The sequence below is a fragment of the Burkholderia cepacia complex sp. TUM26381 genome (assembly GCF_057439935.1).
Genome location: NZ_CM172008.1, coordinates 976,495 through 997,522, shown reverse-complemented (window position 1 = coordinate 997,522; position 21,028 = coordinate 976,495). Strand labels below are relative to the sequence as shown.

At 67.7% G+C, this 21,028-nt stretch carries 18 protein-coding genes; 16 read left to right on the top strand and 2 right to left on the bottom strand.

Features of this window, described 5'->3' with window-relative positions:
* The first annotated feature begins 1 nt into the window (after position 1).
* The 4 genes from ACWMMN_RS36345 (at position 2) to ACWMMN_RS36330 (ending at position 4,017) form a co-directional block, all read left to right on the top strand.
* Positions 2-787 carry an SDR family NAD(P)-dependent oxidoreductase gene (locus ACWMMN_RS36345; protein WP_486424225.1) on the top strand — a complete coding sequence of 262 codons (786 nt, stop codon included), beginning with the start codon at positions 2-4 and terminating at the stop codon, positions 785-787.
* Positions 784-1,929, top strand: a complete 1,146-nt coding sequence (dgoD, locus tag ACWMMN_RS36340; RefSeq protein WP_059242122.1) for a galactonate dehydratase — start codon at positions 784-786, stop codon at positions 1,927-1,929. The genes ACWMMN_RS36345 and dgoD overlap by 4 nt, the downstream gene beginning before the upstream one ends.
* 31 nt (positions 1,930-1,960) lie before the next feature.
* Positions 1,961-3,040, top strand: a complete 1,080-nt coding sequence (locus ACWMMN_RS36335; RefSeq protein WP_174994064.1) for an ABC transporter ATP-binding protein — start codon at positions 1,961-1,963, stop codon at positions 3,038-3,040.
* 71 nt (positions 3,041-3,111) lie between these two features.
* Positions 3,112-4,017 (top strand): SMP-30/gluconolactonase/LRE family protein, encoded by a 906-nt coding sequence (locus tag ACWMMN_RS36330; RefSeq protein ID WP_174994065.1) that lies wholly within the window; start codon positions 3,112-3,114, stop codon positions 4,015-4,017.
* Positions 4,018-4,037: 20 nt separating this feature from the next.
* Here ACWMMN_RS36330 and ACWMMN_RS36325 read toward each other — a convergent pair whose 3' ends face one another.
* Complete coding sequence (locus ACWMMN_RS36325) at positions 4,038-5,033, bottom strand: LacI family DNA-binding transcriptional regulator (protein WP_063805298.1); 996 nt, start codon at positions 5,031-5,033, stop codon at positions 4,038-4,040.
* A 319-nt stretch (positions 5,034-5,352) separates the two neighbouring features.
* On the opposite strand from ACWMMN_RS36325, the gene ACWMMN_RS36320 reads away from it, so the two are divergent.
* The 6 genes from ACWMMN_RS36320 (at position 5,353) to ACWMMN_RS36295 (ending at position 10,514) form a co-directional block, all read left to right on the top strand.
* Positions 5,353-6,474 (top strand): porin, encoded by a 1,122-nt coding sequence (locus ACWMMN_RS36320; protein WP_063805316.1) that lies wholly within the window; start codon positions 5,353-5,355, stop codon positions 6,472-6,474.
* A gap of 49 nt (positions 6,475-6,523) precedes the next feature.
* On the top strand, positions 6,524-7,651 hold the full coding sequence (locus ACWMMN_RS36315) for a 2-dehydro-3-deoxygalactonokinase (RefSeq protein ID WP_486424224.1): 1,128 nt from the start codon (positions 6,524-6,526) through the stop codon (positions 7,649-7,651).
* A 2-nt stretch (positions 7,652-7,653) separates the two neighbouring features.
* Positions 7,654-9,429: a right-handed parallel beta-helix repeat-containing protein gene (locus ACWMMN_RS36310; protein WP_174994068.1), complete on the top strand. Its 1,776-nt coding sequence runs from the start codon at positions 7,654-7,656 to the stop codon at positions 9,427-9,429.
* Between the two features lie 177 nt (positions 9,430-9,606).
* Positions 9,607-10,086, top strand: coding sequence for a universal stress protein (locus ACWMMN_RS36305; RefSeq protein WP_059242111.1), 480 nt, complete (start codon positions 9,607-9,609; stop codon positions 10,084-10,086).
* A gap of 15 nt (positions 10,087-10,101) precedes the next feature.
* On the top strand, positions 10,102-10,293 hold the full coding sequence (locus ACWMMN_RS36300; RefSeq protein WP_059242109.1) for a DUF2964 family protein: 192 nt from the start codon (positions 10,102-10,104) through the stop codon (positions 10,291-10,293).
* Positions 10,294-10,367: 74 nt separating this feature from the next.
* Positions 10,368-10,514: a hypothetical protein gene (locus ACWMMN_RS36295; protein ID WP_340626134.1), complete on the top strand. Its 147-nt coding sequence runs from the start codon at positions 10,368-10,370 to the stop codon at positions 10,512-10,514.
* Positions 10,515-10,550: 36 nt separating this feature from the next.
* Here the strand turns inward: ACWMMN_RS36295 and ACWMMN_RS36290 are convergent, their stop codons facing one another.
* On the bottom strand, positions 10,551-11,729 hold the full coding sequence (locus ACWMMN_RS36290) for a tetratricopeptide repeat protein (protein WP_342706464.1): 1,179 nt from the start codon (positions 11,727-11,729) through the stop codon (positions 10,551-10,553).
* Positions 11,730-12,164: 435 nt separating this feature from the next.
* Between ACWMMN_RS36290 and ACWMMN_RS36285 the strand changes: the two genes are divergently transcribed.
* The 6 genes from ACWMMN_RS36285 to ACWMMN_RS36260 are packed head-to-tail and all read left to right on the top strand — an operon-like array spanning position 12,165 to position 20,986.
* Positions 12,165-15,983 carry a nitrate reductase subunit alpha gene (locus ACWMMN_RS36285; protein WP_486424223.1) on the top strand — a complete coding sequence of 1,273 codons (3,819 nt, stop codon included), beginning with the start codon at positions 12,165-12,167 and terminating at the stop codon, positions 15,981-15,983.
* Positions 15,980-17,509 carry a nitrate reductase subunit beta gene (gene narH, locus ACWMMN_RS36280; protein ID WP_342706462.1) on the top strand — a complete coding sequence of 510 codons (1,530 nt, stop codon included), beginning with the start codon at positions 15,980-15,982 and terminating at the stop codon, positions 17,507-17,509. Before ACWMMN_RS36285 ends, narH begins: the two co-directional genes overlap by 4 nt.
* Positions 17,506-18,204: a nitrate reductase molybdenum cofactor assembly chaperone gene (gene narJ, locus ACWMMN_RS36275; protein WP_486424222.1), complete on the top strand. Its 699-nt coding sequence runs from the start codon at positions 17,506-17,508 to the stop codon at positions 18,202-18,204. The genes narH and narJ overlap by 4 nt, the downstream gene beginning before the upstream one ends.
* 24 nt (positions 18,205-18,228) lie before the next feature.
* Positions 18,229-18,912, top strand: coding sequence for a respiratory nitrate reductase subunit gamma (gene narI, locus ACWMMN_RS36270; RefSeq protein ID WP_059242102.1), 684 nt, complete (start codon positions 18,229-18,231; stop codon positions 18,910-18,912).
* Positions 18,913-18,921: 9 nt separating this feature from the next.
* A complete protein-coding gene (locus tag ACWMMN_RS36265; protein ID WP_486424221.1) occupies positions 18,922-19,707 on the top strand; it encodes a peptidylprolyl isomerase in 786 nt (261 codons plus the stop codon).
* A 13-nt stretch (positions 19,708-19,720) separates the two neighbouring features.
* Positions 19,721-20,986 (top strand): MFS transporter, encoded by a 1,266-nt coding sequence (locus tag ACWMMN_RS36260; RefSeq protein ID WP_486424220.1) that lies wholly within the window; start codon positions 19,721-19,723, stop codon positions 20,984-20,986.
* The last annotated feature ends 42 nt before the right edge of the window (positions 20,987-21,028 follow it).

The window sequence follows — 21,028 nt, the reverse complement described above, 5'->3', positions numbered from 1 at the left end:
CATGAATCCATTCGAATCGCTCGACGGCCGCGTGATCGTCGTCACCGGCGGCGGCGACGGCATCGGTCTCGGCATCGTCGAAGTGCTCGCGCAATGCGGCGTGCAGGTCGTCGTCGCGGAGAAGAACGCCGCGCGCGCCGATGCGGTGCGCGAACGGCTCGGCGGCCGCGACGCGCTGTTCGTCGAAACCGACGTCGCGGATCCGGCGAGCGTCGTCGCGCTGTTCGGGCGCGTCGACGCGCATCATGGCCGGCTCGACGGGCTCGTGAACAACGCGGGCGTTACGCTGCACGGCCCGTTCGATGCGTTCTCGCTCGACGACTGCGACCGCCTGTACCGCACCAACCTGCGCTCGATGTTCCAGTGCGCGCAGCTCGCGGCGCCGCGCATCGCTCGCGCCGGCGGCGGCGCGATCGTCAACATCGCGTCGAACCATGCGGGCGCGAGCGTGCCGGGCTTCGAGATGTACGCGGCGACCAAGGGCGGCATCGTCGCGATGTCGCGCGCGATGGCGACGAGCCTCGCGCCGCAGCGCATCCGTGTCAACACGCTGAGCCCCGGCTTCACGCTGAACGCGCCGATCGGCGCGGCGCTCGAGCGCGATCCCGCGCTGCTCGACGCGTATCGCGCGCTGCATCCCGCGCAGCGCATCAACGAGCCGGCCGATATCGGCCGGATCGCCGCGTTCCTGCTGTCGGACGCGGCGACCGGCATCGCCGGCGCCGATCTCGTCGCCGACAACGGCATGTCGGCACTGCTGTTCAACCGGACCCGTTCCTCCACATGAAGATCACCGAAATCGAAACATTCGCGGTTGCGCCGCGCTGGCAGTTCGTCAAGGTCAGCACCGACGAAGGGCTGGCCGGCTGGGGCGAGCCGATCGTCGAAGGGCGCGCGGCCACGACCGCGGCGGCCGTGCACGAACTCGCCGACTACCTGATCGGCCGCGATCCGCGCCACATCGAGGACCTGTTCCAGGTCATGTACCGCGGCGGCTTCTATCGCGGCGGCCCGATCCTGACGAGCGCGATCTCGGGCATCGAGCAGGCGCTGTGGGACATCAAGGCGCGCGCGCTCGGCGTGCCCGTCTACGACCTGCTCGGCGGCCCCGTGCGCGACAAGGCGCGGGTCTATGCGCACGTGAAGGGCGACACCCCCGAAGAGATGGCCGCGAACGCGCGGCAGCTCGTCGAGGCCGGCTATACCGCGCTGAAGATGGGGGTCGTCAACGCGACCGACTGGATCGAATCGCCGGCGGCGATCGACCGCGCGGTCGCACGCTTCGGCACGGTACGCGACGCGATCGGCAAGGAAGTGGGGCTCGGCATCGACTTCCACGGCCGCGTGCGCCGCCCGGTTGCGAAGGCGCTCGCGAAAGCGCTCGCGCCGTTCGATCCGATGTTCTACGAGGAATTGCTGCTGCCCGAGCACAACGACGCGCTGCGCGAAGTCGCGCGCGACTGCGCGGTGCCGCTCGCGACGGGCGAGCGGCTGTTCACGCGCTGGCAGTTCAAGGCGCTGCTGCAGGAAGGTGTCGTCGATATCGTGCAGCCCGACGTGAGTCATACGGGCGGTATCTGGGAGCTGCGCAAGATCGCGGCGATGGCCGAAGCGTACGACGTCGCGGTCGCACCGCATTGCCCGCTCGGCCCGCTGACGCTCGCGGCGTCGCTGCAGATCGATTTCTGCACGCCGAACGCGTTCATCCAGGAGCAGTCGACCAATGTGGCCTATCACGACGACAACGCGATGTATGCGTACACGCGCGGCATCCCGTTCGCGTTCGACGCGGGTTACGTGGCGCGTCCGGATGCGCCGGGGCTCGGCGTCGAGATCGACGAGGAGAAGGTGAGGGCAGCCGCCGCGACCGGGCACCGCTGGCGCAACCCGGTGTGGCGCCGCGAGGATGGCTCGGTTGCCGAATGGTAAGCGGCACGAACGGACGAGGAGAAACGCAATCATGGCAAGTGTGTCGCTCAAGCAGATCCGCAAGCGTTACGACGACGGCGCGGATGTGATCAAGGACGTCAGCCTCGACATCGAGGACGGCGAATTCATGGTGTTCGTCGGCCCGTCGGGCTGCGGCAAGTCGACGATGTTGCGGATGCTCGCGGGGCTCGAGGAGATCACGTCGGGCGACCTGCTGATCGACGGCCGCCGCGTCAACGACGTGCCGGCCGCGAAGCGCGGGCTCGCAATGGTGTTCCAGAACTACGCGCTGTATCCGCACATGACGGTGTTCGAGAACATGGCGTTCGGGCTGAAGCTCGCGGGGGTCGACGCGGCGGAGACGCGCACGCGTGTCGGGCAGGCGGCCGAAGCGCTGCGGCTGTCCGCGCTGCTCGACCGCAAGCCGAAGGCGCTGTCGGGCGGCCAGCGGCAGCGCGTCGCGATCGGCCGCGCGATCGTGCGCAAGCCGGGCGTGTTCCTGTTCGACGAACCGCTGTCGAACCTCGACGCGGCGCTGCGCGGCGGGATGCGGCTCGAACTCGCGCGGCTGCATCGCGAGCTCGGCAGCACGATGATCTACGTGACGCACGACCAGGTCGAGGCGATGACGCTCGGCGACCGGATCGCGGTGTTCAACGGCGGGCGCATCGAGCAGGTCGGCTCGCCGCTGTCGCTGTACGAGCAACCGGCGAACCATTTCGTCGCATCGTTCCTCGGCTCGCCGTCGATGAACTTTCTGCCGTGCCGCGCGCGGGGCGGCGCCGATGCGCCGCGCTTCGACGTGCCGGGTGGCTCGCTCGCCGCGACGCAGGACGCGTCGCGCACGTGGCCGTCGGGTTCGCTGCAGCTCGGGATCCGGCCGGAGAACCTCACGGTCGGCGCGCCCGGCACGGGGCTCGACGGCCGCGTCACGCACGCCGAGCATCTGGGCGACGCGACGATCGTCTATGTCGAACTCGCGGGCCACGACCGGCCGCTGTCGGTGCGGCAGAACCGCGACGCGTATGCGGTTGCGTCGGGGCAGCCGGTCGGTGTGCGCGTCGACATGCGGCACGCGCACTTCTTCGACGACGCGGGCCGCGCGCTGTAAGGCCGGCTCCCGGCAGGTTCCGCCCGCCGCACCGGCGGGCGGCCGAACGCATGCACAAAAACAGAATTTCGATGACGACAGTAAAACTGGTACAGGGCGCGAACGCGATCCTGGGTGAGGGCCCGCTCTGGTGCGAACGCTCGGCGTCGCTCTACTGGATCGACATCAAGCGCACCGCGCTCTACCGCTACACGCCCGGCCACGGGCAGACGGGCTTCTGGCTGCTGCCGGAGCTGGCCGGCTGTGTCGCAAGCGTCGACGACGGGCGGCTGCTCGTCGCGCTGAAGAGCGGCCTGCACCTGTTCGATCCCGCGCACGGCACGCTCGAACGGCTGGCCGACGCCGCGCACGCGCGGCCGTCGCTGCGCTACAACGACGGCGCGGTCGATGCGCGCGGCCGCTTCTGGGTCGGCACGATGGCCGACGACGGCGACGGACCCGGCGATCTGCATTGCTTCGAGCATGCGCGTGCGTCGCGTGTCGCGGTCGCGGGTTTCGCCTGTGCGAACGGAATGGGCTGGAGCCCGGACGGCGCAACGATGTACGTGACGGATTCCGGCCGCCGCACGATCTTCGCGTACGACTTCGACGTCGCTGCGGGGCAGTTGTCGAATGCGCGGCCGTTCGCGACGTTCGACGACGCGCGCGGCGTGCCGGACGGGCTCGCGGTCGATGCGCAAGGCGGCGTGTGGTCGGCGGTCTGGGACGGCTGGCGGCTGCATCGCTATGCGCCCGACGGCGCGCTCGACAGGGTTGTCGAGATGCCGGTGCAGCGGCCGACCAGCGTTGCGTTCGGCGGCGCCGATCGTGCGACGCTGTTCGTCACGTCGGCGTCGGTCAACGTGAGCGCGGACGGGCTGTTGCGCGGGCCGCTCGCGGGCAGCCTGTTCGAGACACGACCGGGTGTCGCCGGGCTCGAACAGCATCGTGTTGCGCACGCATGGCTCGGTGACGCGGTCGCGGCCACGCCGCGTTGAACGGGCAAACGGCCGGGCGGTCAGCGGCGCCGCGCGTCGCGCGGCCGCACCGTCGATTCGCGCACGACCAGCCGCGCATCGAGCATCGTATGCGGATCGGGCGACTTGCCGGCCAGTGCGTCGAGCAGCGTCGTCATCGCGACCTCGCCCGCGCGCTCGGTTTCGGTGTCGATCGACGTCAGCGTGGGCGACGTGAGCTTGCCGAGTTCGAGGTTGTCGAAGCCGCACACGGCGACGTCGTGCGGGATCGAGATGCCGAGCCGTTCGGCTTCCTTGATGAAGCCGGCCGCGATCATGTCGTTGTAGCAGATCACCGCGTCGGGCGGCTCGGCCGACAGCATCACCGACGCGCACACGCGTTCGCCGTCGGCCACCGTCGCGCGCGGCACGCTGAAGGTGCGCAGCGGCAGGCCGGCACGCGCGAGCACCTGCTCGGCGCCGGCGCGGCGCTCGTCGTCGCCGCGCGCGTTCGGCAGGCTGATATACGCAAAGCGCTGGTATTTCTCCATCAACAGGTGTTGCCCGAGCATCTCGCCCGCGCGGACCGGATCGGAGTACAGCGTGAGCAGGCCGTCGCGCGGCGCGGAGCCGACCGCGACGACCGGCTTGCCGAGGCTCGCGGTCCAGCGCAGGTCGTCGTCGGGCATGCTGGTGTTCAGGATCAGCCCGTCGACGCGCCGGCTCAGCTTCGTCAGCGCCGGCCGTTCGCCCTTGCGGTTCTCGTCGGCATCGACGATCAGGACGACGAAATCGTTGCGCTGCGCGATCCGGTTCACGCCCTTGACCATCGCGGTGAAGTACGGGTTGAGAATGTCCTGGATCACGACGCCGACCGCACCCGTCTGGCCGGTGGCCATCGAGCGCGCGAGCGGGTTCGACTCGTAGCCGAGCTGCTCGATCGCCTCGGCGATGCGGCGCTCGACGTCCGGCGAGAAGCGCTTCGTCTTGTTGATGAACTTCGAGACGGTTCCGATGGAGACGCCGGCAGCGGCGGCGACTTCGTTGATCTTGGCCACGATGAAAGTGAGTGTCAGTGCATTTTGCCGGCGAGCATAGCATGCGCGCCGGCGGCGGCGGCCGTGCGGCGGCATCGCATGCGTGCCGCGCGACCGGACTCGGTAGTATCCCTTGGGGGGCCAGAATTTTCTTGAAAAAGCGCAATCGCGCGCCGACAATGAAAACGCTTTCCCATTTCGCGAGCATAGCACGCGTGCCTTCCGTTCGAAACGTAGCGGAAAACGACACACGACAACCGCCGCGAAATTTTTTTGCTGTTGAGGGAAAGCGTTTTCCCAAATCAGACGAAACGTCAACGAAAAGCAGGAGGAGATCTTGATGCGACAGTACGGGTGGATCGCGGCGCTGGCCCTGGCGGTGCCGGCGGTGGCGCAGGCTCAGTCGAGCGTCACGGTGTGGGGGCGCGTCGGCGGCGACGTGCAGTACCTGAGCGGCGTGCAGAACGGCCCGCATTCGACCGGTTCGCGCTTCTCGGAAGGCAACGACTGGGGGACGAGCATCCTCGGCATCACCGGCAAGGAGGATCTCGGCGGCGGCAACCAGGCGGTATTCTGGCTCGAGTCGTCGATCAATGCGGCGAACGGCAACTACGGCGGCGGCGTGCTGTTCCAGCGCGGCGCGTGGATCGGGTTGAAGAACGAGCGTTACGGTTTCCTGAGGCTCGGGCAGGGCTCGTTCATCAACAGCTATATCTGGTCGTACGATCCGTTGCTCGAGGAGAACTACTCGGTCGAATCGCTGACGTCGTACCGCAATGGCCCGAAGCTGTCGAACGGGATCCGCTACGAATCGCCGAAGTTCGGCGGCTTCTCGTTCGCGCTGCAGGCGAACCTCGGCAACAGCTCGAACGGCTGGCTGCGCGGCTCGCCGAACAATGTCGGCGCGACGGGCCTGTCCGACGGCGCGACGGTGGCCTATACGCACGGCGACTTCGAAGTGCGCGCCATCTGGAACGAGATCCGCAACCAGTACGGCCGCGAGGACAACCTGTTCACCGCGTCGCAGGAAGCGTTCATCGGCGTGCGCGAGCGCTTCGGCCCGGCGCTGGTGCAACTCGGCTATACGCGCTACAGCGCGCCCGATACGCCGGCCGGCCTGTCGCGTACCGCGAACTACTACTGGGGCGGCCTGACGTACGACGCGACGCCGTTCCTGCATCTGCAGGGCGCCGTCTATTCGATGAAGATCGACGCGGGCCAGTGGACCGCCGACCACAGCGGCGAAGGGCGCTCGACGATCATCGGGCTCGGCACGATGTACGACCTGTCCAAGCGCACGTTCCTGTATGCGACGGCCGCGCACGTGTTCAACAGCGCGAACGCGAACCTGGGCGTGAACCCGCAGTCGCCGGGGCTCGGCAACGGTAACGGGCTGGGCGCGTCGCCGATGCCGGGGCACGGACAGACGGGCATCTATGCGGGGATCGAGACGCTCTTCTGATCCAGGCCGAATCACGCAGCGAGCCGCAACCGTCAAACAGAGGAATCCTATGCAAGATGCAACACCACGTGCCAACGGGCAATCGCCGTTGCCACGCCTGATCGCACTCGACTGGGGCACCACGTCGCTGCGCGCGTACCTGATGGCGGACGCGCGCACCGTGCTCGACGAACGCGCCGCGCCGAAAGGCGTGATGCAGATCGGCGGCGCGGGCGTTGCGATCGCCGACGCTTGCGATGACGCGTTCGAGGGCGTCTGCGGCGCGTGGCTCGATGCGTGGCCGGACTTGCCGGTCGTCGCGGCCGGCATGGTCGGCAGTGCGCAGGGCTGGCGCGAGGCGCCGTACGCGGACGTGCCGATCGATGCGGTGCGGCTCGGCGCGTCGCTGCAGCCGGTACACGCGCGGCGCGGCGCGATCGTGCACATCGTGCCGGGGCTGATCCAGCGCGGCGAACTCGCGAACGTGATGCGCGGCGAGGAGACGCAGATCGTCGGCGCGCTGCATGCGGGCGGCGCGGCGCACGACTCGGCGCCTGCCCGGTGGATCGGGTTGCCGGGCACGCATTCGAAATGGGTTGCCGTGCGCGGCTCGCGCATCGAGCGCTTCCGCACGTTCATGACCGGCGAGCTGTACGCGCTGCTGTGCACGCACAGCCTGCTCGGCCGCACGATGCGGCCGCCGGCCGCGTTCGCGCGCGATGCATTCGAGCGCGGCGTGCACGCGGCGCAGGCGGGCCATGCGACGGGGCTGCTCGCGACGATCTTCGGCAGCCGCGCGCGGCTGCTGGCCGGCGAACTGGCGGCCGCCGAGCAGCGCGACTACCTGTCCGGCGTGCTGATCGGGCATGAGCTTGCGGGGCTTGCCGCGGAAGGCGACGGGCCGGGCGCCGAAGCAGGCGCCGGCGCGCCGCGACCGATGCTGATTGGCGATGCCGCGTTGTGCTCGCGTTACCGGCACGCGGCGTCGTTGTTCGGCTGGCCGCCGGTGGACACGATCGACGGCGCGGCGGCGGCCGGTTTGTGGGTGCTGGCCGAGCGGGCAGGGCTGTTGCCCGCGGCAAGCGAGGGGGCGCCGGTTCGTCTGGACGAACCGGCTGCCGGAATGGGCGGACGGCATGCGGAGCGACCGGCGGTCGACCCGGTGCCGGATCACGAATGCAATATTTCGGGAGACTGACTTTGAAACACTGGAAGATTGTCGCAGCGCCGCTGATCGGCGCGCTGGCCGCATGCGGCGGTGGAGAATCGGCGGACGGCGTGGCGGGGCAGCAGCTTGCCGCCGCGTCCGTGGCCGGGCAGGCCGGCGGCGCGACGCCCGGCACGCTGCACGTCGACTGTTCGCTCGGCGCGAATGGAACGGGATCGCCCGCGACGCTCGGCACCCCGGCCAATCCGATCCGCGATCTCGCGACGCTGAACCGGATCGTACTCGCACCCGGCACGCACGTGCGCTTCAAGCGCGGCACCACCTGCAACGGCAGCTTTACGCCCGCGCCGGGCAGTACCGGCGCGGCCGGCGCACCGATCGTCGTCGATGCATACGGCGACCCGAAGGCATCGCGCCCCGTCATCGCGGCCGGCTGTGCGGATACGACGGCCGACCCCGACCAGTCGATCACCGAGCAGCACAAGACGCCCAACGGATTCAGCGGCTATTACTCGCTGTGCAAGACGGACAACCCGACCGTGAACCGCGCGGCGATCTATCTGTACAACACGCAGTACTGGGAGATCCGTTCGCTGGAACTGACCAACGATGCGACGACCGTCGGCGGCCGCCTCGGGCTGTACGTGCGGCTCGAGGATTACGGCACGGGCAGCCACTACCATGTCGACGACGTGTACGTGCATCACGTTCGCGGCTATCTGAAGGATGTCGCCGGCAATACGGTCGGCTCGTACAAGACGACCGGCGGGATGCTGTTCGAGGTGACGCGCGACAACGAAGTCGTCGGCACGAAGGAGAAGCCGACCAACTTCGACGACATCGCGGTCGAGAACAGCGAAATCTACGCCGTCGATGCGGTCGCACTGTCGACGCGCTCCGCGTGGATGTGCCGCGAAGGCGGTGCGCCGTGCGGCGACTATCCGCCGTACAAGGGCAATCCGGCCTACCTGACGAATCCGGCCACGCAGGCGGCGTCGGACTACTTCCCGATGACGCGCGTCGTGCTGCGCAACAACCTGATCCACAACGTCGGCGGCGACGGCATCATCGTGCGCACGGCAACCGCGCCGAAGGTCGAGGCGAACCACCTGTACGACATCTGGATGCGCGCACCGGGCAACAGCGCCGGCGCGTGGGCGATCAACACCGACGATGCGCTGTTCCAGTACAACGAAGTCAACGGCGTGCGGTTGCAGAACAACATCGAAGCCGGCGACGGGATGGCGTTCGACGCGGATCTCGGCACGCGCAACACGCGCGTGGCTGCGAACTTCAGCCACGACAACGACGGCGGGCTGATGCTGTTCTGCGGATGCGGTTCCGACGGCCTGGGCCACACGGCGCAGGAGACGGGGGCAATCGTCGAAAACAACCTGAGCCTGAACGACAAGCGGCGGATCATCTCGGCGGCGGGATCGGCCGATTCCGTCGTGCGCGACAACGTCGTGATCACGCGTACGCCGGGGCTGGTGACGCCGATCGTCGAGAACCTCAGCTATGCGAACGCGTTCCAGGTGACGGGCAACCGCTTCTACAACGCTTCGGATAGCGGCGCGATCTACCGGACGAAGAATGCGCAAGGCAGCTACGCGAACATCGTGTGGAGCGGCAACGCGTACTTCGGTTATGCGGCGGATTCCGAGTTCACCGGGCCGAACTATCGCCACGGTGCGCAGCCCGACACGGTGCTGCCGTTCGCCGGACAGGACGTGGACGCGGTCGCCGGTGCCTGGTTGCGCGACAGCGGGTTCGACCGGCACAAGTACCGCGCGCCGCACGCGCGATGACGGGCCGGGCGCGGGCGTCGATGCGTGGCGCCCGGTGCCCGGCGCGTGCGTCGTCCGGTCGCGGGCCGGACGCCCGCCGGCTTGATCGTCGTCAACATCCGGGCCCGCCGTCGGCCGATGATGGTGACATGGCCGCGCGCGACAGGGCGCGCGGCAGTTCACCCCAGCGAGGTTCGCATGTACAAGAAGATCATGGTGGCCGTCGACGGCAGTGCTTCGTCGAAACAGGCGCTTGCCGAGGCCGTGAAAGTGGCGCTGGCGAGCGACACGCACGTCAGCGTCGTGTATGTGGTCGACAAGTCGGTGCTGTTCACGTACGCGGGACGTTTCGATCCGCACGCGCTCGTCGAGGAAATCCGCGACGACGGGCGCAAGGTGCTGCGTGAAGCCGAACAGATCGTCGCGCTGGCCGGCGCGAAAGGCGAAGCCGAACTCGTCGAGACCGAGAGCATCGGCGAGGACATCGCGGAGCGCCTGCAGCGCTACGTGAAGGAGCACGGGATCGATCTCGCGGTGGTCGGCACGCACGGGCGGCGCGGGATCCGGCGCGTGCTGCTCGGCAGCGTCGCCGAGCGCTTCGTGCGCGGCTCCAAGTGCCCGGTGCTGCTGATTCGCGGCGACGATGCCGACGAAGCGGCGGCCGCGGCTGCGGCGTAACGCGGTGTTCGAGCGATGATCCGCCGCCAGTACCGCATCGTCGTCGCGGCGATCGCCGTGTTCGTGTCGCTCGTGGGGATGATGGCCGTCGTAACGGGGCTGCTGTTCGACGAAGCGATGGCGCTGCGTGGCGGCGCGATCGCATTGATCGTCGGTGTGGCCGGCTTCGTCGTGATGCTCAATCCGGGCGCGAAAGGCGAGGAATGACGCGGGGAGGCTGCGTCTTTCCTTGAGGGAACGCGTGCAGGCACTATCGTGCTCGAAGAACGACAACATAGCTGATGGGGCAGCCGGGCATCGATCAGTCGAAAGTCGTCGTTGCGATGATGTCGAACACGAAGCAGCGCTTTGTGGCCAACGGTCATGCGATGGCGAACGCGTCGGGGCACGTCTATATGCTGTCCCGTGACGATCCCTGTCAGCAGTGACCGTCGTTGCCCTGACGATCACCGCTTCCGTCGAGATTACGTGCCGCTCGCACCGGGCGCCGCCGCGCTGTCCGGGCTCGCCTGCACGTCCAGTCGCTTCAGCGTTTCCGCCAGCTCCGCGTTCTTCGGCTGAAGCTTCTGCGCCTGAGCGAACGCATCGCGCGCTTCATCCCGGCGCCCCAGTTTCCACAGCACTTCACCCTTGTGCGTCAGCCCGGTCGCATGGGCTTCGCGCGCGTCGCCGTCGTCGTCCTTCGCGAAGATCGCGATCGAGCGGTCGAACCACGTGAGCGCCTCGTCGTTGCGGCCGAGGCGATATAGCGCCCAGCCCTTGCTGTCGAGCGCATACGCATCGTCGGGCGACTTCGCGAGATGTGTGTCGATCATTGCGAGCCCGCGATCGACCTCCACGCCCGCATCGACGAGCCGGTAGCCGATATCGTTCAGGCGATCGTCCGGAATCGTGTCGAGATCGAGCACGGCAGCCACGCGGCTTGCGTCGCGTTCGGCGATCGCGAGCGACAGCAGCTTCGCGACGATCTGCTGCCGCAACTCGCCGCTGATCCGGTCGCTGTTGGTGACCAGCGTGCCGAGGTACTGCGTGTACAGGTCCGGCGTGCCGGGTTCGTTCGCGCTGTTCGCGATGGTCAGGCCCGGACCCGCGCACCAGTCGGTGTCGGCCGCTTTTTCCAGCATGCCGACGTAAAGATTGACGTTCCGCGGCGTGCGCGATTGTGCGTAGTAGGTGTAGCCGTTCGCGTCCGAATAGCCGCATGCCAGATATTCGTTCTCCACGTCCAGCACGTACGGGAAACGGCCGAGCGACGCCTTGCCGCCCGGATCGACCAGCCGGAACGATTCGCCCAGGTCGCCGTCGCCGACGACCGGGTTGAACACCCACTGCTTCTGCGGATGCGATTTCGGCAGCCGGATCCGGATCGTGCGGCCCGCCGCGTCGGTCGTGCCGAAGATCACGCTGTCGTGCTCGCCCGGCTTGACGGGCAGCCCCGCGATGACCTGGCCCGGCAGGAACAGCCGGTAGCGCGCGTTCGGCAGCGGCTGTTGCGTGACGGGGTCGCGCAGCACGAACTGGTGAACGTAGGCGCCTTTGCCGAGCGACGCCGTCGGCGCGACGTAGGTGCGCGCGTGGGCGACGGGCAGGCCGGTGCAGCTCAAGGCCGCGGCAACGAGCGCGGCGAGAAGTCGGGATGTCATGAAATTTCGGTTCTTGTATGTAAAGGTGCGATGGTCCGACGGCCGGAAATGCACTGAACAAACCGCGCGGTCTTTGATGAACGGCCGGCTGCGGTTGGCGAATCCCGATGCGGTGGATCGGATCGTCCAGTGCAATTCAATGCGGAGCCCGCCCGCCGTCACGGGATGCATGACGGCAACGGACGGGCAACGCGGGAATGCAGTGCGCAGCATAACAGGCCGTGCCGCGCGCTCGATCCCCATTCGATTTCACTGTTGCGGATAGATGAACGATTCCGTGATTTGTATCAAGTCGTGATATGTTGATCCGCCTGACAATGGGTTCGATCACGGTGAGAAGGACGAAATGATCGACATTCGATCGTCCTTTACAACCGGTATTTCGCCTCCTTAAATAATCAGGGTCTGCCAAAAGACCGGAAAAACGAGATCCCCATGAGCCATTTCCTGGACAGATTGCGTTATTTCTCCACCACCAGGCCACGCTTTTCCGACGGGCACGGCGCCGTCACCGACGAAGACCGCAAATGGGAAGACGGTTACCGGATGCGCTGGCAGCACGACAAGATCGTCCGCTCCACCCACGGCGTGAACTGCACGGGTTCGTGCTCGTGGAAGGTCTATGTGAAAGGCGGGATCGTCACCTGGGAAACCCAGCAGACCGACTATCCGCGCACACGTCCCGACATGCCGAACCACGAGCCGCGCGGCTGCTCGCGCGGCGCGTCTTACTCGTGGTACCTGTACAGCGCGAACCGCCTCAAGCATCCGATGGTGCGCAGCGCGCTCGTGAAGCTGTGGCGCGAGCGCCGCCGCACGCTCGGCCCCGTCGAAGCATGGCGCTCGATCGTCGACGACGATGAAGCGCGCCGTTCGTACCAGAGCCGGCGCGGGCTCGGCGGCTTCGTGCGCGCGAGCTGGGACGAGGTCAACGAGATCGTCGCGGCCGCCAACGTGCACACGGTCGAGCGGCACGGCCCCGATCGCGTGGTCGGCTTCTCGCCGATTCCCGCGATGTCGATGGTGTCGTACGCGGCAGGTTCGCGCTACCTGTCGCTGATCGGCGGCGTGTGCCTGAGTTTTTACGACTGGTATTGCGACCTGCCGCCGGCGTCGCCGCAGACCTGGGGCGAACAGACCGACGTGCCGGAATCGGCCGACTGGTACAACTCGACGTTCATCATGATGTGGGGCTCCAATGTCCCGCAGACGCGCACGCCGGACGCGCACTTCCTCGTCGAGGCGCGTTATCGCGGCACCAAGGTCGTGTCGGTGTTCCCCGATTACTCGGAAGGCGCGAAGTTCGGCGATCTGTGGCTGCACCCGAAGCAGGGCACCGACGCGGCGCTCGCGCTCGCGATGGGCCACGTGATCCTCAAGGAATTTCATCTCGCCGGGAAGAGCGACTACTTCTCCGACTACTGCAAGCGCTACACCGACATGCCATGCCTGGTGCGCCTCGTACCGCACGGCGACGGCTACGTGCCCGAGCGCCTCGTGCGCGCGTCGGACTTCGACGACGCGCTCGACGAGGCCGCGCATCCGGACTGGAAGACCGTGATGATCGACGACGCGAACGGCGAGTTCGTCGTGCCGGTCGGCTCGGTCGGCTTCCGCTGGGGGCAGCAGGACGACGCCGACAAGGGCAAGTGGAACCTGCGCGGCGAGACGTCGAAGGGCGCGGCGCTGTCACCGCGGCTGTCGTGCACGGCCGAGCACGACGACGTGGTCGACGTGCTGTTCCCGTACTTCGGCAACCAGCCGCACGCGCACTTCAACTCGACGCAGCATGCGTCCGAGCTGTCGCGCCGGATCGGCGTGCGGCGCATCGCGACGCGCAACGGCGACATGCTGGTCGCGACCGTCTACGACCTGTTCGTGGCGAACTACGGGCTCGACCAGGGCCTCGGCGGCCGCGACGTCGCCGCGAGCTACGACGACGACCTGCCGTACACACCCGCATGGCAGGAAACGATCACCGGCGTGAAGCGCGCGGACGTGATCTCGGTTGCGCGGCAGTTCGCGGAGAACGCGCACAAGACGCAGGGCAAGTCGATGGTGATCATCGGCGCCGGGATCAACCACTGGTTCCACATGGACATGTCGTACCGCGCGATCATGAACATGCTGATCATGTGCGGCTGCATCGGCAAGCCGGGCGGCGGCTGGTCGCACTACGTGGGCCAGGAGAAGCTGCGGCCGCAGACGGGCTGGACGGTATTGTCCGGTGCGCTCGACTGGAGCCGCCCGCCGCGCCAGATGAATTCGACGTCGTTCTTCTACGCGCACACCGATCAGTGGCGCTACGACCCGATGGACCCGGCCACGCTGCTGTCGCCGCTCGCGGACAAGTCGCAGTTCCATGGGGCGCCGATCGACTACAACGTGCGCGCGGAACGGATGGGCTGGCTGCCGTCCGCGCCGCAACTGTCGGTGAATCCGCTGAAGGTGGGGGCGGCGCTGGCCGATCCCGCGCACGCGGGCGCCGATGTCGCGCGGCAGTTGAAGGCCGGCACGCTGAAGCTGGCAAGCGAGGATCCCGACGCGCCCGGCAACTTCCCGCGCAACCTGTTCGTGTGGCGCTCGAACCTGCTCGGTTCGTCGGGCAAGGGTCACGAGTATTTCCTGAAGCACCTGCTCGGCACGACCAACGGCGTGCAGGGCGAGGATCTCGGTGCAACCGGCGGCTCGCGTCCCGAGGAAGTGACGTGGCACGACGAAGCGCCGCGCGGCAAGCTCGACCTGCTCGTGACGCTCGATTTCCGGATGTCGACGACCTGCATGTACTCGGACGTCGTGCTGCCGACTGCGACCTGGTACGAGAAGGACGACATGAACACGTCCGACATGCACCCGTTCATCCATCCGCTGTCGGCGGCCGTCGATCCCGCATGGGAATCGAAGAGCGACTGGGAGATCTTCAAGGGGATCGCGAAGCGCTTCTCCGAATTGTGCGACGGGCATCTCGGCGTCGAGCGCGACGTCGTGCTCGCGCCGATCGCGCACGACACGCCGGGCGAGCTGGCACAGCCGTTCGACGTGCAGGACTGGAAGCGCGGCGAATGCGAACCGGTGCCGGGCCGGACGATGCCGACCGTGACCGTCGTCGAGCGCGACTATCCGAATACGTATGCGCGTTTCACGTCGCTCGGGCCGCTGATGGACACGCTCGGCAACGGCGGCAAGGGCATCGGCTGGGACACGAAGGACGAAGTGACGCTGCTCGGCGAGCTCAACTACAGGGTCGCCGACGGCGCCGCGCAAGGGCGCCCGCGCATCGACACGGCGCTCGACGCGGCCGAGGTGATCCTCGCGCTCGCGCCCGAGACCAACGGCGAAGTGGCGGTGAAGGCGTGGCGCGCGCTGTCCGGCATCACGGGCGTCGACCACACGCACCTCGCTGCCGCGCGCGCCGACGAGAAGATCCGTTTCCGCGACATCCAGGCGCAGCCGCGCAAGATCATCTCGTCGCCGACCTGGAGCGGGATCGAATCCGAGCACGTGTCGTACAACGCCGGCTACGTGAACGTGCACGAACTGGTGCCGTGGCGCACGATGACCGGCCGCCAGCAGTTGTACCAGGATCACGCGTGGATGCGCGCGTTCGGCGAATCGCTGTGCGCGTACAAGCCGCCGGTCGATACGGGCAGCTACGCGCACATGCTCGGCACGCGCTCGAACGGCAACCCCGAACGTGTGCTGAACTTCCTGACGCCGCACCAGAAGTGGGGGATCCACAGCACGTACACGGACAACCTGCTGATGCTGACGCTGTCGCGCGGCGGCCCGATCGTATGGATGTCGGAGGACGACGCGAAGGCGATCGGCGCGGTCGATAACGACTGGATCGAGTGCTACAACTCGAACGGCGCGTTGTGTGCGCGGGCCGTCGTCAGCCAGCGGATCCCGTCCGGGATGGTGATGATGTACCACGCGCAGGAGAAGATCGTGAACACGCCGGGCTCCGAGATCACCGGCACGCGCGGCGGCATCCACAACTCGGTCACGCGCATCGCGTTGAAGCCGACCCACATGATCGGCGGCTACGCGCAGCTCGCGTACGGCTTCAACTACTACGGCACGGTGGGCTCGAATCGCGACGAGTTCCTGATCGTGCGCAGGATGAACAAGATCGACTGGCTCGACGGCGAAGAGACTGCGGTCGATCCCGCAATGCACGCGGTAGGGGCCTTGCATGGGACGGGAGTAGGCGCCAAAGCGCCAACTCCCATCGACACGGGAGAAACGTCATGAAGGTACGCGCACAGATCGCGATGGTGCTGAACCTCGACAAGTGCATCGGATGCCATACCTGCTCGGTGACCTGCAAGAACGTGTGGACGAGCCGCGAAGGGATGGAATACGCGTGGTTCAACAACGTCGAGACGAAACCGGGCATCGGCTATCCGAAGGACTGGGAGAACCAGGACCGCTGGCGCGGCGGCTGGCGGCGGCGCGCGGACGGCAAGATCGAGCCGCGCCTCGGCAGCAAGTGGCGACTGCTCGCGCAGATCTTCGCGAATCCGCATCTGCCCGAGATCGACGACTACTACGAGCCGTTCACGTTCGACTACGCGCACCTGCAGGAAGCCGGCAACACGCGCGCGATGCCGGTCGCGCGGCCGCGCTCGGTGATCAGCGGCCAGCGGCTCGAGAAGATCGAGTGGGGGCCGAACTGGGAGGAAATCCTCGGCGGCGAGTTCGAGAAGCGCGCGAAGGACACCAACTTCGAGAACGTGCAGAAGGACATCTACGGGCAGTTCGAGAACACCTTCATGATGTACCTGCCGCGCCTGTGCGAGCACTGCCTGAACCCGGCGTGCGTCGCGTCGTGCCCGTCGGGCTCGATCTACAAGCGCGAGGAGGACGGCATCGTGCTGATCGACCAGGACAAGTGCCGCGGCTGGCGCATGTGCGTATCGGGCTGCCCGTACAAGAAGATCTACTACAACTGGCAGAGCGGCAAGGCCGAGAAGTGCATCTTCTGCTATCCGCGCATCGAGGCCGGCCAGCCGACCGTGTGCTCGGAAACCTGCGTCGGCCGCATCCGCTATCTCGGCGTGCTGCTGTACGACGCCGATCGCATCGGCGAAGCGGCCAGCGTGGAGAACGAGAAGGACCTGTACGAAGCCCAGCTGTCGCTGTTCCTCGATCCGGACGATCCGGCCGTGATCGCGCAGGCCGAGCGCGACGGCGTGCCGGCCGCGTGGATCGACGCCGCGCGGCGTTCGCCGACCTACAAGATGGCGATCGACTGGAAGATTGCATTCCCGCTGCACCCGGAATACCGGACGCTGCCGATGGTGTGGTACGTGCCGCCGCTGTCGCCGATCAACTCGGCCGCGAACAGCGGCGCGCTCGGGATGAACGGCTACCTGCCGGACGTCGAATCGCTGCGCATCCCGCTGCGCTATCTGGCGAACCTGCTGACGGCCGGCGACGAGGCGCCCGTGAAGCTCGCGCTCGAACGGCTGCTCGCGATGCGTGCGTTCATGCGTGCGCGCCACGTGGACGGCATCGACGCGCGCGGCGTGCTCGACCAGGTCGGGCTGTCGCTCGCGCAGGTCGAGGAGATGTATCGCTATCTCGCGATCGCGAACTACGAGGATCGCTTCGTGATCCCGACCGCCCACCGCGAGTATGCGGAGAACGCATACGACCTGCGCGCGTCGTGTGGCTTCTCGTTCGGCAACGGCTGCTCGGACGGCCGTTCCGAAGCGAGCCTGTTCAGCCCGAAGAAGGGCAACAAGACCATCCCGATCCACGAGGCTTCCCGATGACGAGCACCGCATCCGATCCGACCTACGCGGCGCTCGCGGCGCTGCTCGACTATCCCGACGCATCGCTCGTCGACGCGCTCGACTCGATCGAAGCGCACCTGCGCGACCGCACCCGCGTGCCGAAGTCGGTACGCGCAGGCCTCGACCGGTTCTTTGCCTATGTGCGCGAGCGCGACCTGCTGACGCTGCAGGAGAACTACGTCGGGCTGTTCGACCGTGGCCGCGCGACGTCGCTGTACCTGTTCGAACACGTGCACGGCGAATCGCGCGACCGCGGGCAGGCGATGGTCGACCTGCTGCAGATGTACGAGCGGCACGGGCTGTTCCTGAACCCGGGCGAATTGCCCGACTACCTGCCCGTGTTCCTCGAATACCTGTCGCGGCTGCCGGTGCCCGACGCACGCAAGCTGCTCGCCGAAACCGGCGAGATCCTGCGCGCGCTGGCCGGCCAGCTCGCGCAGCGCGGCAGCCATTACAGCTTCGTCGTCGGCGCGCTGTTGCCGCTGGCCGGCCTCGCGCCGGCCGACGCGCCGGATGCAGCCGACGACGACGTGGCCGCCGAGCGGCCGAGCGCCGACGACTACCGCGCGCTCGACGCATCGTATGCGGACGAGGCCGTGCGCTTCGTCGGGGCAGCGACGCCGGCGGAGCAGACCGTGCGGTTCCACGACAGGCGGCCGGCCCGCGGCGCGTAAGCGCGGGCCCAACTGGGGAAAGACATGAACGCTTACTTGCATCAGTTCCTGTTCGGGATCTACCCGTACATCTGCCTCGCCGTCTTGCTGGTCGGCAGCCTGATCCGCTTCGACCGCGAGCAGTACACGTGGAAAAGCGATTCGTCGCAGCTGTTGCGCCACGGCATGCTGCGGCTCGGCAGCAACCTGTTTCACTGGGGTGTGCTGGTCGTCGTGCTCGGTCACTTCGGCGGCTTTCTGGCGCCGCACTGGCTCGTGTCGCCATTCCTGTCGGCGTCCGGGCATCAGCTCGTCGCGATGGTGGCGGGCGGCGCGGCCGGCGTCGCGGCGATCGTCGGGCTCACGATCCTGATCTGGCGTCGCCTGGGCGATCCGCGCATCCGTCGCAACAGCCGCCGGTCCGACATCCTGATCGTGCTGATGCTGTGGGTGCAGCTTGCGCTCGGGCTCGGCACCGTCGTGCTGTCGACGCGGCACATGGACGGCGCGATGTTCGAACAGTTGACCGATTACGTGAAGGGCGTCGTCACGTTCCGGCCGGATATCGCGAGCCTGCTCGTCGGCGTGCCGCTGACGTACCGGCTGCACATCCTGCTCGGCTTCACGATCTTCCTCGTGTCGCCGTTCACGCGGATGGTGCATATCTGGAGCGGGATCGCGTCGGTCGCGTACCTGATCCGCCCGTACCAGCTCGTGCGCAAGCGCTGAGGAGGCCGCATGAACGACGTTCTCTCCGATGCACCGGTCGTCTTGCGCATCAACGGCATCACGATCGACGACGCTGCGATCGCGGCCGAGGCCGCGCATCACGGCGAGACGCCCGATCCGCTCGACGCGGCACGGCGCGCGCTCGCGGTGCGCGAGCTGCTGCGGCAGCGCGCGATATCGCTCTCGCTGCTCGACGAGGGGGCACCGCTCGACGACGCGGCCGTCGACGCGTTGCTCGAACGCGAACTGACGCACGTGCCCGAACCCGATCGCGCGGATTGCGAGCGCTATTACGCGCAGCACCCGGCGCGCTTTCGCCGCAACGACATCGTCTATGCGAGCCACGTGCTGTTCGCGATGACGGATCGCGTGCCGCTCGCGCCGCTGCGGCAGCGCGCGGAACGGGCGCTCGCCGATGTCGTGGCCGCGCCCGGGACGTTCGAAGCGGTCGCGCGCGCGTCGTCGAACTGCCCGTCGGCGGAAGTCGGCGGCAGCCTCGGGCAACTGCTGCGCGGCGATACGGTGCCGGAATTCGAGGCCGCGCTGTTCGATACCGACGGCATCGGCGTGCTGCCGAAACTCGTCAACACGCGCTTCGGCTTCCACATCGTGCGCATCGAGCGTCGCGTGGAGGGCGACGCGGTGCCGTTCGACGAAGCCGCCGGCCAGATCGCCGCGTACCTGTCGGAACGCGTGCGGCAGCGGGCGATGCGGCAGTACGTGGCGATTCTCGCGGGCGATGCGCGCGTCGAAGGCGTCGAATTCGACGGCGCGAACGGGCCGCTGGTCCAGTAACGGAGTCTTGCGTATGGCAATTCAACAAGGTAATGCCGGGCCGGTCGTGAACGCGCCGGCCGTCCCGCTGCGCGCGTGGTCGGTGCTGGCCGCGAGCACGCTCGCGTTCATGGTGTGTTTCGTCGTGTGGATGATGTTCGGCGTGCTCGGCGTACAGCTGCGCACCGACCTCGGGCTGAACAGCACGGAGTTCGGGCTGCTCACGTCGACGCCGGTGCTGACCGGCGCGCTGATGCGCTTGCCGCTCGGCACGTGGACCGACCGCTTCGGCGGCCGCATCGTGATGACGGTGCTGCTCGTCGTGTGCGCGGTGCCCGTCTATGTCGTCAGCTACGCGACGCAGCTGTGGCAGTTCCTGCTGATCGGGCTGTTCCTCGGCTGCGTCGGCGCGTCGTTCGCGGTCGGCACGCCGTATGTCGCGCGCTTCTTCCCGCCGCAGCGGCGCGGGCTCGCGATGGGCGTGTTCGGCGCGGGCACGGCCGGCGCGGCCGTCAACTTGTTCGTCACGCCGCTGCTGCTCGATGCGTACGGCTGGCGCGTCGTGCCGCGCATCTACGCGGTCGCGCTGCTCGTCACGGCGCTGATCTTCTGGTTCGCGTCGGCGCCCGATCCGGGCGCGGGCAAGCGCGGCGGGTCGATGCTCGACGCGTTCAAGGTGCTGCGCGACCCGCGCGTGTGGCGGCTCTGCCAGTACTACTCGATCACGTTTGGCGGCTTCACGGCGCTGTCGCTGTGGATTCCGCAGTACCTGAAGAGCGAGTACGGGATGTCGCTCGTGATGGCTTCCGCGTTCGCGGCCGGCTTCTCGCTGCCGGGCTCCGTGCTGCGCGCGCTCGGCGGCGCGCTGTCCGACCGCTTCGGCGCGCATGCGGTCACGTGGTGGGGGCTGTGGGTCGCGTGGATCGCGTTGTTCCTGTTGTCGTACCCGGCGACCGACTTCGTGATCCACACGATCGACGGCACCGCGACGCTGAACGTGTCGATGCCGGTGGCCGGTTTCGTCGCGCTGACCTTCGTGCTCGGCGCGGTGTTCGCGCTCGGGATGGCGTCGACCTTCAAGTACGTCGCCGACGACTTCGCGGACAACATGGGCGTCGTCACCTGCATCGTCGGGCTCGCGGGCGGGCTCGGCGGCTTCCTGCTGCCGATTCTGTTCGGCGTGCTGCTCGACCTGCTGCGCGTGCGCACGACCTGCTTCATGTTCCTGTACGGGATCGTGTGGGTGTCGTTGATCCTCATCTACCTGTCGGAAGTGCGGCGCACGCCGGTCACGGGCTGACGGGGCGCGATCGATGCGCGGGCGCGATGCCGGAAGGCTCGG